14 protein-coding genes and 1 pseudogene are annotated in these 12749 nt (G+C 54.5%); 7 read left to right on the forward strand and 8 right to left on the reverse strand.

All coding sequences use genetic code 11. The features are described 5' to 3' along the window. The 7 genes and pseudogenes from AC1DSG_RS20140 to AC1DSG_RS20170 form a co-directional block, all read right to left on the reverse strand. Positions 1–605, reverse strand: a pseudogene (locus tag AC1DSG_RS20140) (AraC family transcriptional regulator); the annotation flags it as partial. Positions 606–804: 199 nt separating this feature from the next. After that, positions 805–1200, reverse strand: coding sequence for a hypothetical protein (locus AC1DSG_RS20145; protein ID WP_477792454.1), 396 nt, complete (start codon positions 1198–1200; stop codon positions 805–807). A 206-nt stretch (positions 1201–1406) separates the two neighbouring features. After that, the gene (locus tag AC1DSG_RS20150) at positions 1407–1706 is read right to left on the reverse strand and encodes a hypothetical protein (protein WP_477792455.1); all 300 of its coding nucleotides are present in this window, start codon (positions 1704–1706) and stop codon (positions 1407–1409) included. Positions 1707–1982: 276 nt separating this feature from the next. Then, positions 1983–2465 (reverse strand): hypothetical protein, encoded by a 483-nt coding sequence (locus tag AC1DSG_RS20155; RefSeq protein ID WP_477792456.1) that lies wholly within the window; start codon positions 2463–2465, stop codon positions 1983–1985. After that, positions 2462–3283 carry a winged helix-turn-helix domain-containing protein gene (locus tag AC1DSG_RS20160; protein ID WP_477792457.1) on the reverse strand — a complete coding sequence of 274 codons (822 nt, stop codon included), beginning with the start codon at positions 3281–3283 and terminating at the stop codon, positions 2462–2464. Before AC1DSG_RS20160 ends, AC1DSG_RS20155 begins: the two co-directional genes overlap by 4 nt. A gap of 404 nt (positions 3284–3687) precedes the next feature. Then, positions 3688–4149, reverse strand: coding sequence for a hypothetical protein (locus tag AC1DSG_RS20165; protein WP_477792458.1), 462 nt, complete (start codon positions 4147–4149; stop codon positions 3688–3690). Positions 4150–4291: 142 nt separating this feature from the next. Further along, positions 4292–4972, reverse strand: coding sequence for a DUF3313 domain-containing protein (locus AC1DSG_RS20170; RefSeq protein WP_477792459.1), 681 nt, complete (start codon positions 4970–4972; stop codon positions 4292–4294). A gap of 495 nt (positions 4973–5467) precedes the next feature. On the opposite strand from AC1DSG_RS20170, the gene AC1DSG_RS20175 reads away from it, so the two are divergent. The 7 genes from AC1DSG_RS20175 (at position 5468) to AC1DSG_RS20205 (ending at position 11857) form a co-directional block, all read left to right on the forward strand. Continuing rightward, positions 5468–6448, forward strand: coding sequence for a quinone oxidoreductase family protein (locus AC1DSG_RS20175; protein WP_477792460.1), 981 nt, complete (start codon positions 5468–5470; stop codon positions 6446–6448). Positions 6449–6461: 13 nt separating this feature from the next. Next, positions 6462–7310, forward strand: coding sequence for a TauD/TfdA dioxygenase family protein (locus AC1DSG_RS20180; protein WP_310353459.1), 849 nt, complete (start codon positions 6462–6464; stop codon positions 7308–7310). Positions 7311–7391: 81 nt separating this feature from the next. Beyond that, positions 7392–8444 carry a beta-keto acid cleavage family enzyme gene (locus AC1DSG_RS20185; RefSeq protein ID WP_477792461.1) on the forward strand — a complete coding sequence of 351 codons (1053 nt, stop codon included), beginning with the start codon at positions 7392–7394 and terminating at the stop codon, positions 8442–8444. A 92-nt stretch (positions 8445–8536) separates the two neighbouring features. Next, on the forward strand, positions 8537–9868 hold the full coding sequence (locus AC1DSG_RS20190; RefSeq protein WP_477792462.1) for an MFS transporter: 1332 nt from the start codon (positions 8537–8539) through the stop codon (positions 9866–9868). After that, on the forward strand, positions 9865–10527 hold the full coding sequence (locus AC1DSG_RS20195) for a DsbA family oxidoreductase (protein ID WP_477792463.1): 663 nt from the start codon (positions 9865–9867) through the stop codon (positions 10525–10527). The genes AC1DSG_RS20190 and AC1DSG_RS20195 overlap by 4 nt, the downstream gene beginning before the upstream one ends. Then, a complete protein-coding gene (locus AC1DSG_RS20200) occupies positions 10524–10850 on the forward strand; it encodes a Rieske (2Fe-2S) protein (protein WP_477792464.1) in 327 nt (108 codons plus the stop codon). Before AC1DSG_RS20195 ends, AC1DSG_RS20200 begins: the two co-directional genes overlap by 4 nt. After that, the gene (locus AC1DSG_RS20205) at positions 10847–11857 is read left to right on the forward strand and encodes a YeiH family protein (protein ID WP_477792465.1); all 1011 of its coding nucleotides are present in this window, start codon (positions 10847–10849) and stop codon (positions 11855–11857) included. The genes AC1DSG_RS20200 and AC1DSG_RS20205 overlap by 4 nt, the downstream gene beginning before the upstream one ends. Positions 11858–12163: 306 nt before the next feature. Here AC1DSG_RS20205 and AC1DSG_RS20210 read toward each other — a convergent pair whose 3' ends face one another. Continuing rightward, a complete protein-coding gene (locus tag AC1DSG_RS20210) occupies positions 12164–12628 on the reverse strand; it encodes a hypothetical protein (protein WP_477792466.1) in 465 nt (154 codons plus the stop codon). Positions 12629–12749 lie beyond the last annotated feature (121 nt).

A 12749-nucleotide genomic window follows, 5' to 3' on the forward strand; every position in this document is an offset into this window, starting at 1 on the left:
AGCGAGGAGCGACCAGCAGGTGTCAGTACCCGGAGTAGAGAAATCACCAGCGCACTTTCAATAGTTGAGGTGCCAGAGCGGTCGCGCTGTTCTAAAGGTGGATTGTTGACGTCGTTAAAGCTAGCGTTGATGGCATGGATGGCAGATTGAATTAATTTGAAATTTGCAACCTGAAAGCGGTATTCCTTTCGGTTTGCAAGTACGTCGATAGTTGAGTTGCTTTCCAGGCACTGTTTATAGTGTTCTAAAGTCGTGGTGAGCGTGAAAAGAATTTCATTCGGCTCGCAAGTGTAATGTACGGGCTCGTCGCTAGTCAGTACGATGATTTCGTTAGGTCGTAATTCATGATTATTTATAGTGGGTCGACCAACGGAAGCCTGTGAAATGGCAAAGGTGACATAGCCATGAGGTACAGAGCTGATAATAGTCACCGCTGAATCAAACTCCAGTCGACTGCATTGGAGTTCGGGACTTTGAATGAGCTTATGCTGTCGAATGCTTGCTTCACGCTCTGATGGGACGAGGCTCATCTCCCATCGACCAATTGTATGGGTTGTGTCCGCAGGCAAAGTGGCTACACGAAGGACTTCATCAGGAATGCTCATGGAGTTGAACGCTCTTCAGCTAAATGGATAGTGCTAAGCAATGTGTATCAACGACTGTGGTGTCGGTCGTTAAAGCAAATCAATTGGGAGAGTTTGACGAGCGATCCATTTGATCGCTCCTTGACAGTGACGTCCATAAAAAATAAGCGCTGAGTGTAACAATTCTTTTACTTCTGAATTTTCACATTCGGCGTATTGCCTATGAGGCAAAGGCACCTGACTCGACTTCAGCACTGTCGTCACTTTTGTCAGAAATCGATGTCAATGACTCCGGCGTCAGCTCCAATGCAGCTGAAAAAACGTACGCATTACTCAATGGTATATCCAACAGGCTTTGAAGTTTGCAGGGCGCTATTTTCGAACCAAAGATGGCCGTTTTTTGACTTGTTGGACCGATGGCAGCAGCATCAAAGGCTAACAAATCATTGACATGATAGTTGGTGCAGATTTTATATCTGGATTTTTCATCGCCCAGTGTTTTTTTGTTGCTTTCAATACGTGTCGGTTCGGCACTATGAAGTTCATCTTCATAGGCCATGGCCTTGACAGAGAGCAAGACACCAAACGATACGGTTGCGAGGTTTTTTAGCTGCATTGACGTGCTTTCCTTATTAATGGCTTTTCAGGCAGAGCATAGTGTCAGCCGCATCATTACCACGGCTTGGCCTGTGGATAGTCTCGCTCCAACGAGGTTTATCAAAGTCAAAAACTCATATTTGTGGAGTAGCCGGTCTATTTGCAGATGACGCAAGGAACAGATTTCACGGTATTGAGAGGCGACGCAGCCAGGAAAAATCATTATCAAAGTGGAATGAGTGAAAACTCTTGAAGCTCATCAGTCGTATTTTTGGGTGGCGAGGGGCGGTGGTCGTCAGTCGTCTCTTCCTCCTCATGGAACTCATTTTCAGAGTAGATTTTCAGATGCGACAATTTTAGTTTCTCATTCGGGCTCAATTCTATTTCGTAAATTTCGATTTCCGCGCTGCCGATAGAGTATTCATTGTGGGCCATCGAATGAAAAGGTATTGCAACCAGAGTTAGGGGTATCAGGATCTTGGGTGTCATCGATGTTACGGCTCGCAAAAAAATAGGTGTTTTCACCTGCCACCCCAAGATAAATTGTTTTGAAGGAGTATGAAGCTGAAACATAACTTTACAGGCTGTCATGAAGTTTTTTTGGAGAAGCAGGGAGCCRGTGTTTTTGCTGAGAGCTAGCAGGCACGGCTCCGAAACTATAGAGGAGAGACTTTGAAGGGAAGGGGGCTCTGACTCAAATTAGTAATTCTTATTTTTTGTTTGAGCCGGCTTTAGCGGCGCGAGYAGCATCAAGTCCTGTTGCCTGGTCGATTGTACGTGACGTGATTGGCAACAGATGGCTTAGTGATTCATGCAGCGCAAGCGACCAAGGTCGTGGACATAAAAGCAGACAGCTTTTTTATCAGTGGTAGGGATTAATTCGTAGTTTAGAACAGCACCTTCTTGCAGAACGAATTGGCGTCTGAAAAAGAGATCGGGTGTCTTTTCAATGGCAAATAGTTCGTCATCCTGACTAAGTTTTACGTTGCCTACTTTTATTTGAACGTGGTGATTGCTTTCTCGGGTGATATCCGCCGTGATCGTAGCGTTGCGGATCTTTCCGTTCAGGCTTTCCAGAGTGGTTTGCGTAAGGCGACCGTGCCCGATGGTCAGATACTCTTCAGTGTTGAGTTGATTTAAATCTTCGAGCCATTGTCGAGTGATTGTTTGATAACTGGTATTTTCCATGTAATAAGATGGCGAATACATCAAGGAGAAAATACAGGCGGCGTTGATAATTCCCAGCACTATCCAGTGAGCAATAGAAGGTATTTTTAGCTTCATGGCGTTGCTTCCAAACATTGTTGGATCATCAAAGCGAGGTCTTTTTGGTCGCTATTTAGTTGTAAGTTTGCAGTGCTTAGGTCCGGACGAATGCACGAAACAGAATAGTTTGTTTTAAAGAGGTTTAACCAAACCTGCCCCTTTAAATTTGGCGATAGCTGCTGAGCCTGTTTAGCCGAAAGGTCTCGCAGTGATTGAGCCTCTTCGACGCTATTGCCTACTGCATGGATGACTAATTCGTTCACTTTTACGCTGGAAATTTCTATTTTGGGTGTGTCGAAGCCCGAATGGAAACCAGTAAATGCACATACTCCCAAGGTCAAGACATAAGCGGCTGACAGGGCTTTTTTAAAGTAAGTTGGTTTTACGGTTTTGCCTGAAGGCACAAGGATGTCATCACCTCCGCTCGGCGGAAGAACTTCGATTGCGGGCGCAACAGGTTGCGCGACTTCATCGGAAGGCGTCGGCAAGTCTGTTTGTGCATCGACGACATAGTGACGGTTGAAGCAATAGCCTCTTCGTGGGACCGTCATCAAAATCTCGTGATCTCGACTGTCATTCAAAATGTTTCTAAGTGAGAAAACGGCCTGATTCAAACYGCCGGAGGCGACGACGCGGTCGTTCCAGGTGTAGTCGATAATCTCTTCACGGCTTTTAGTCTGACCCGGTTCCGTAAGCAGCAGGTCCAGTAGGCGCGATTCGGCTCTACCTATCGTGGTGCTTTGAACATCTCCATGGGGTGTCGTGATGGAAAGCAAGGCGGTGTCTGGGTCGAAACGGGTCAGGGCCCCATTTTTCAACTTGAAGGCGTAACGCATGGGAATCCTTCGTTCAGGTGGATCTGGCTGGGCATAAAGACAGTTTTGATAGGCTGGATTTGACGTAATGCATTTTGTCGGGGGGATGAACGGCTACGAGCGGGCATGCGCGGAAGATGCAGGGAGAGCCACTAGACAATGTTGGGACAGCCTACCAAAAATCTCACTGGAATCAAGCAAGGGTAATCCACGGGCGTTCAATCGAGGGCCATGATGATGCTCGGTACGAATAATGTGCGCTATCCGAAAACTGCAAGGCAGGGTTTGAGACAGAGTTGCAGGGCGAACTTAAATTGTTGATCGCGTCACTGGGTTATTACATCGGCACATCAATTAAGTTATCCGGGTGAATTGTCAGTTCGCTACGTTGTTATCGGGACATTCGAAGAAATATTCCGTCGGGATTAAGGCAAAACGTTGTAGCCACGCTGTTGCAGGCAGCTGCTGTAAACCGAGTTGTTGGCGGTGATGCTTTGCTCGGTGGTTCCAAGGTTCTGTCTGCGCTCCTGGCGTTGTCTTGATGCCCCGACCACCGCGCCGGCTGCCGCTGCGCTGTGCGCACGGTTCTGTCGATAGTCTTGCTTGATGTCGTCGTCGATCTGGTCGTAGACGTTGTCATGTTGCCGCCCCCGAACTTCCGCTGCAGTGGCCCCGGCGACCGCCGCGGTGGCAGCGCCTTTTATCCGCCCACCAGATGGCACTGTGTTTTGCATCGGGAATTGAGCATTGGCCTGTGATTGGCAGGCGCTGGTGTCCTGCTGGATCGTCTGGGAAGTTTGGCCATTTAGTGGAACCACTGTCACCGCCAGCGCACCAGAGCTGGCGAACAATACAAAGGCCGATAAGGTAAAGGTCAGTAGTTTCATCAAGTCGGACTCTCGTTAGACCTCGTTACGTGACCTAACGGTTTGTTTRGGGAGACGCGGCTCAAACCCCATGCTCGCGATGCAATCCCATGCCAATGGATGGCAGGCAATTCAACGTTTGCAATGGGGTATTACGCGGTTATTACTGCTTGGAAAGCAGTGCCTGCATGTCGTTTGTCATCTCTTTGAGTGCGGCCTTGAAGTCATTGGCAGCTATTGGCTGGCTGGCATTATCCAAGGTTTCGCCGAACACCTTGCGTACTACCTTGACGACCGGCAAACCGGTTTTTGCATCGATCAGGTCGGCTTCGATATACATTTCGGCTGTCTGATCGCGATGCCCGGTGGCTGCTTGTGTTGCCCCGACAATTGCAGAGATCGGTACGGCCTCATACCAATGCATGCCCTCGTTAGTGGCGCTGACCTCGGTGATCGCCGCATGCAAGATCAATGTCCGCGAATTGGCGGGTGCTTGCTGTGCATCCGAGACGATTGTGTAGGAGGGGGCAAAGGCGTTCTTGACGCTGTTGCTGGCCATGGTCTGTACGTCTTGCAGGGTTTTCAGGTTGACGCGATCGCTCGGCTTCGGCGCTGGATACAGCTCTACCTGCTTGAACACGACAGTGGAATAAGCGTGAGGATCAAAACCTGGCTTTACCCAGCGCAGGACCTTTTTTTCGCTCGGCGTAGTTTGCTCTTCCAGTCCCTGATAATTGGCCAGGAAGCCCGAATATTGCTCCTGCTGCGTGACCTTCGAGACACAGCCGACCTGAAACACGCTACTCAAAGCAATACCCACAATCCATTTATTCGACATGCCCATGTGTTCTGTTCTCAAGTGATGAAAGTTGTGATTCGGTATCCGACCTGGTCCCAGGTGCTGGCCTGAGCTACGCAAAGCGCGAGCTTGTACGTCGGTCAATGCGGGGCGGATGCTGCCCGCAGTGGTGGGATAATCCGAATCAATAACCCTCAAAAACTATTAAACTGAACCACTAGAGTGAGTCCGAACCGCAGCCCCCTATGGCAGGCGGTTATTTACGCGAAACGTACCCGCTTGATGAGCAAGCCCTGATCGCAATGGCGACCGATCAGCGTTTCCTTCTGATGTCCATTAACACCTGTTGACCCGCAATTCTCCCGTCGGGCGATGCCGTGCATCCGCCACAGGCATTGAAATCTCGCAACACCAGGCCTCTGTCACGAAATGAAAAGCCATTGTCGTCTGATGAGAAGCGGTTCCAGGGGCGGCATCCTACAGTCCAATCAGCGCAATTCGACGCACCAGCCAACATTGCAGATTGGAGAATAAGAAATCATGGCCAAAGCCGTTCGCTTTTACGAAACCGGTGGTCCCGAAGTCCTTCGTTATGAAGACGTCGAAGTCGGCGATCCTGGTCCAGGCCAGGTTCGTCTTCGTCATGTAGCGGTTGGCTTGAACTATGCCGACACCTACTTCCGCAATGGCACCTACCCGATCCCTATGCCAAACGGCATGGGCGTTGAGGCTTCTGGTGTAGTCCAGGCCATCGGCGAAGGTGTGACCAACGTTCAAGTGGGTGATCGTGTCACCTACACCGGTTTTCTCAACACCTTGGGTGCCTACAGCACCGAGCGTCTGATCGCGGCTGCGCCGCTGATCAAGTTGCCGGAAACCATCAGCTTTGAAACGGCTGCGGCCATGACCATGCGTGGTCTGACCTCGTCGTACCTGATGCGCCGCATCTACGATTTCAAGGCTGGCGACACCATTTTGCTGCACGCCGCCGCCGGTGGTGTAGGCCTGATCGTTTCGCAATGGGCCAAGCTGCTCGGCGTGAACGTTATCGGCACTGTGTCCACTGAAGCCAAGGGTGAAATTGCCCTGGCCCATGGTTGCGAGCATGTCATCAACTACAGCCATGAAGATGTTGCTTCGCGCGTTCGTGAGTTGACGGACGGTGTGGGCGTCAACGTCGTATTCGATAGCGTTGGCAAGAACACCTTCATGGGTTCCCTGGATTCGCTCAAGCGTCGCGGCTTGATGGTTTGTGTCGGCACTGCGTCCGGCCCGATCCCGGCCTTTGACCCGGTACTGCTGGCAATGAAGGGTTCGCTGTTCCTGACCCGTCCGGCCCTGGCCGACTACATCGCAGACCCAGCGGAAAAAGCCGACCTGGCCGGCGAGTTGTTCGACCATGTCGGCAGCGGTCGGATCAAGATCGAAATCAATCAGCACTATGCCTTGCAAGACGCTGTCCAGGCGCATCGCGACCTGGAGTCACGCAAGACTACTGGCTCTTCGATTTTCATCGTTTAAGGAGCGGCCAGTCATGAAAGTCGAACAATTGACCTACAACATCGGCGCCGAACTGATCGGCGTCAACCTCGCCGACGCGGTGCATGACGACGGTCTGTTTGCCGAGATTCGTGCCCAGTTAGTCAAGCATCGGGTGGTGTTCCTGCGTGATCAGGACATCAGCCGCGCTGATCACGTGGCTTTCGCCCGTCGTTTCGGCGAGCTTGAGGATCACCCGGTGGCCGGCAGTGACCCGGATCATCCAGGGTTGGTACGCATCTACAAGAATCCGGACCAGCCAATGGACCGCTACGAGAACGCCTGGCACACCGACGCCACTTGGCGCGATGCCCCACCGATGGGCTGTGTGCTGCGTTGCGTAGAGTGCCCGCCCGTGGGCGGCGACACCATGTGGACCAACATGGTCCAGGCCTATGCGAACTTGCCTGAAGACGTAAAGGTCAAGATTGCCGATCTGCGTGCCCGCCACAGCATCGAAGCGAGCTTCGGTGCGGCCATGCCGATCGAGAAACGTCTGGCGCTCAAGGCGATGTACCCGGATGCCGAGCACCCGGTGGTGCGTACTCACCCGGAAACCGGTGAAAAGGTGCTGTTCGTCAACGCGTTCACCACCCACTTCAGCAACTACCACACCCCTGACCGGGTGCGTTTCGGCCAGGACGCAAACCCTGGTGCGGGCGAGTTGCTGCGCTACCTGATCAGCCAGGCGTACATCCCTGAGTATCAAGTGCGCTGGCGCTGGAAGCCTAACAGCATCGCGATCTGGGACAACCGCAGTACCCAGCATTACGCGGTCATGGATTACCCGCCGTGCCATCGCAAGATGGAACGCGCCGGGATTATCGGTGACAAGACGTTCTGATCGAACCCCTGTATTAGCACTCGTAGAGTCGCCTGCCAGGCATGACCGGCAGGCGGACAACCATAAAAATTGGAGTAACTCATGCAATTCTTAGACGATTCTCTGCACCCGGAAAATATGGAAAAAGTGGTCATCACCGTGGCCCCTTACGGCCCTGAGTGGATGCCGGAGGATTTCCCGGAAGACATCCCGTTGACCATGGACGAGCAAGTCCAGAAAGCGGTCGAGTGCTACGAAGCCGGTGCCACGGTTCTGCACTTGCACGTGCGTGAACTGGACGGCAAGGGTTCCAAGCGTCTGTCCAAGTTCAACGAATTGATTGCYGGCGTACGTGAAGCAGTGCCGGACATGATTATCCAGGTCGGCGGTTCGATTTCCTTCGCCCCTGAAAGCGACGGCGAAGCCGCGCTGTGGTTGTCCGACGATACCCGCCACATGCTGGCCGAGCTGACGCCAAAACCGGATCAGGTCACGGTGGCGATCAACACCACCCAAATGAACATCATGGAACTGCTGTATCCGGAATACCTGGAAGGCACTTCCCTGGCCAACCCTGCCTATCAGGCTGCCTACAGCGAAATGACCGTACCGGCCGGCCCGGCCTGGGTTATCGAGCACCTTAAGCGTCTGATGGACAACGACATCCAGCCGCACTTCCAGCTGACCGGCATGCACGCTTTGGAAACTCTGCAGCGTATGGTGCGCAAGGGTCTTTACAAAGGTCCATTGAACCTGACCTGGATCGGCATCGGCGGCGGTTTCGACGGTCCTAATCCGTTCAACTTCTTCAACTTCATCCACCGCGTACCAGACGGCTGCACCCTGACGTCCGAGTCGCTGCTCAAGAACGTGCTGCCGTTCAACACCATGGCGATGGCCATGGGTATGCACCCGCGTGTGGGCAATGAAGACACCATCATTGATCACAAGGGCGACCGTTTTGGTTCGGTTGCACAGATCAAGCAAACCGTGCGCATCGCTCACGAGCTGGGTCGCGAAATCGCCACCGGCAAAGAAGCCCGCGCGATCTATCGCATTGGTGAGAAGTACGAAACTATCGAAGAAACCCTGTTGGCCAACGGCATGGCCCCCAACCGCAAGGCTGGGCAGAAAGGTGTGCCGCAACGCGGCTGACCGGCAGCGAGGGCGGGAGGTCGATGACCTCTCGCTCGCTGTTTTGCAATTCGCTCGATAACAACAATAAAGCAAAGTTTCGAGGAGGCTGCATGGCCTTTCACCCAATTGCCGCCGACGATGATGACTCCAATGGTGTCAGTGTTGCGCGCAAATACGCCTGGATCGTCTTCGCACTGACGTTCGGTTTGTTGATTTCCGATTACATGTCCCGCCAAGTGCTGAACGCAGTATTTCCGTTGCTCAAGGGCGAGTGGGCCCTGACTGACAGCCAGCTCGGTTTGCTCAGCGGCATCGTGGCGTTGATGGTCGGCTTGTTGACCTTTCCATTGTCATTAATGGCTGACCGCTTCGGCCGGGTTAAAAGTCTGGCGCTGATGGCGCTGTTGTGGAGTATCGCCACGCTGGGCTGCGCATTGGCGCAGGACTACCAGCAAATGTTTATCGCCCGCTTCATGGTGGGTGTCGGTGAGGCTGCCTATGGCAGCGTCGGTATTGCCGTGGTGATTTCGGTATTTCCGAAACACATGCGTGCAACGCTGGCCAGTGCCTTTATGGCGGGCGGTATGTTCGGCTCGGTGTTGGGTATGGCCTTGGGCGGCGCTATTGCGGCCAAGCTCGGCTGGCGCTGGTYGTTTGCCGGTATGGCCCTGTTTGGTCTGCTGCTGGCGGTGCTGTACCCGATCATCGTCAAGGAAGCACGCATTGCACCTCAGCGTGCGGCACAGGCCGGCAAAAAAGTCAGCGCGGTGGTCAAGCGTCCATTGCGCACCTTGTGCTCCAGCCCTTCGGTAATTGCTGCTTACATCGGCAGTGGCTTGCAACTGTTCGTTGGCGGCACCGTGATCGTGTGGATGCCCAGCTACCTCAACCGCTATTACGAAATGGCGCCGGGCAAGGCTGGCGGTGTGGCGGCAATCATTGTGCTGTGCAGCGGCGCCGGGATGATCCTGTGCGGCATGCTCAGCGATCGCATGTGCCGTCAGTCGGCCGAGCGCAAGGTCGCTCTGGCCATCGCTTATTGCCTGGGCAGTTGCCTGCTGCTGTCGGCAGCGTTCGCCTTGCCGCCGGGACCTGCGCAATTGCTGTTGATTTGCATGGGCATGTTGATTGCTGCCGGCACCACCGGACCTGCCGGGGCGATGGTGGCGAACCTGACCCACTATTCGGTGCACGGTACGGCGTTTGCCACGCTGACACTGGCCAACAACTTGCTCGGCCTGGCGCCAGGGCCGTTCATCACCGGCAAGGTGTCCGACATGATCGGCTTGCAGGCGGCCTTCCAGTTAGTACCGCTGGTGAGTATTGCGGCAGCGGCGGTGTTCTTTTTCGCCAAGTGCCATTACCAGAAAGATATTGCCCGGCTGGCGGGTGAGCAAGTCAACGATTCGGTAAGTGAAACTGCGGTAGAGGTGAAGGTGTGAGTGGTCGTTTACGTATTGATGTGTTTTTCGATTTTATCTGCCCTTGGTGCTTGATCGGAAAACGCCAACTGGAGCGCGCTCTGGAGTTGCTGCGCTTGCAGCAACCGGACGCGCTGGTGACCACGGTGTGGCATGGGGTGCAGTTGCTCCCACACCTGCCGGTACAGGGTGAGCCGTTCGCCGAGTTCTACCTCAACCGTCTAGGCAGTGCCGAAGCGGTGGCGATGCGTCAGGCCCAAGTGCGGCAAGCCGCGCAGGCCGTAGGGGTGGCCATCGACTTGAGCCGCATTACCACGATGCCCAATACCGCTGACGCCCATCGTCTGCTGGCGCACGCCAACACCCAGGGTAGCGAGGCTCAGCGCGAGCAGTTGCTTGAGCGTCTGTTCGCCGCGTACTTCGAGAATGGCGAGGACCTGGGTTGCCGCGAGACTTTGATCAAAATCGCCCAATCGTGCGGTTACGACGCTGACGCGGTGAAGGACTACCTGAAACACGAATCCGGTCCCTTTGTCGGTAACGAGGTTGGGGCTTCCAGCGGTGTGCCAAGCTTTCAGTTCAACCGCCAATTATCGATGGTCGGCGCGCAGCCTGCCGAAGCGCTGCTGAGCGCCATGTGCGAAGCCTTGGAGCGTCAGCGCGTGGTGTCTCCGTCATGACGCGTCGTGTCCCCGTCCCCACGGGAAAACTCCCGCAGGCGGGTGGTCGTGCGCTGTTTGAGTTCGAGAACAAAAGCCTGGCGTTGTTCAACGTCGCGGGCGAGTTGTTTGCCATCGATGACAGTTGTCCGCATCAGGGCGCCTCGCTGTGTGGCGGGCGTCTTGATGGTCGAGTGATTCAGTGCTGTGCCCATGGGCTGCGGTTCGATCTGCGCAGCGGCTACTTGCTCAATTCCACCCAGCTCAAGGTCACAAACTACCCGGTCGAAGTTATCGACGACCAGGCCTTTATCGTTATTGTTTCAGAGGAGTCCGCGCCATGAGCGCCATCGCTCTTACCCGTATCCATAGCCGAACACGCGAACTGGCACCGGGTTTTATCGTCAGTCTGATCGTGGCGGCAGCCGCTACTTTTTTGTCGGAGCACTACAAAGCGCCGGTAATGCTGTTTGCCTTGTTGTTGGGCATGGCCCTGAATTTCCTGGCCGGTGAGGGCGTCTGCAAGCCCGGCATCGAGTTTACGGCGCGCACCGTGTTGCGCATCGGCGTGGCCCTGCTGGGTATGCGTATTACCCTTGAGCAGATTGCCGCACTGGGCTGGAAGCCGGTAGTGCTGGTGGTGACTCTGGTGGTGGTGACCATTAGCGTTTCGGTGATCGCGGCCAAGCTGCTGGGTTTCCAGCGTTTGTTCGGCATGCTCACCGGTGGTGCAACGGCGATCTGCGGCGCTTCGGCTGCTTTGGCGCTGGCGGCGGCATTGCCCAATCATCCACAGAAAGAACGCGCCACACTGTTTACCGTCATTGGTGTGTCGGCCCTGTCGACCATGGCGATGATCGTATATCCAATGATTGCCAACTGGTTTTCATTGTCACCGCAAATGGCGGGTATTTTCCTCGGCGCCACCATCCACGATGTGGCCCAGGTGGTCGGTGCCGGTTACAGCATGTCGACCGAAACCGGTGATACGGCCACGGTGGTCAAGCTGATGCGGGTCGCGATGCTCCTGCCGGTGATCGTCTGTGCGGCCATGGTGACGCGCATGCAGGGCGTCGAAACCGGAGGCAAGCGACCGCCCCTGCTGCCGTGGTTCGCCGTCGGTTTTCTGCTGCTGGCTTGCATCAACAGCACAGGCTGGGTGGCCCCGGCCGTGCAAGGCACGGTCAATGAACTGTCGCGCTGGGCCCTGGTGGTGTCCATCAGTGCCCTGGGCATGAAGACTCAGCTCAAGGAGCTGGCCTCTGTCGGCATCAAGCCCATCCTCCTGATGGTAGGGGAGACGGTGTTCCTCGTCGTCCTGGTGCTGCTGATGCTGCGCTGGGGTTTCTGAGCCCGACCTGAATCCATTTACAGCAGTGCCGCATTGCGTTTGACTCCTCAGCGCTTTGCGGTACTCGGTCGGTGTCACAAACACCGGCTTTTGGCGGCGACTGTACAAGCAGTCGCCGCTTTTTTCGTTGTCTGGAAAGCGCCCTAAAAAGTATTGAACTCGGTGTACGTACAGTAGCGGCTAAATCCATTGATCGACTGTGATTGCAATCCTCCCCAAGCAAAGGCAACACCGCTCGCAAACATCCCAACCAGTGCAGCCGCTGCTGACATCCCTGCTGTCTTCATGCTGATATTCCTGAGTGCTTTAGCAGCAATTGGTGTTCACTGTCTGGCCGAACTTGGTAGAGGCGCAGTTTATCTGAGGCTGGATAGCGGGCTTCTGCTGAAGGTTTTGCAGCGTCTGTTGGGTTTGCTGGTTCTGTAGGTTCTGCTGCTGTTGCATATTCATGATGAACGCTTGGGCCGCGCGTTGTTTCTGAGCGGCGCTTTCGGTCTGTTGGTCGCTAGCGATCTTCTTCAATTGAATACGGCAGTTCACATAGGTATCGGTGCCGGGCTGGGCTCCGAATGACTGGCATTCAGCATCGTCGCTGTTCGCCTTCTGGCCTTCAGCTGCTGCAAGGTTCTTCAAGCTTTCTTGCCGGATGGCATAACCCTTGGTGCCGGGTAGGCAGTCGTCCCACGCAATTAGCCCTGTAGCACAGTCCAATGGGTGATTTGCACACCCGGACATTAACAACGCTACAGTCGCAATCGCCCATGCCTTCATTGATTAAGTCCTTGTGTTGAATCGGCTGAGCTTACAGTCTCGGTTGGCATCGTGCTATCACGTCACACCTTCTTCCAGGAGCTGGGAATCAATCCTCCTTGAACCCCGACAATCCCTGAGC

The organism is Pseudomonas sp. P5_A12 (assembly GCF_056400685.1).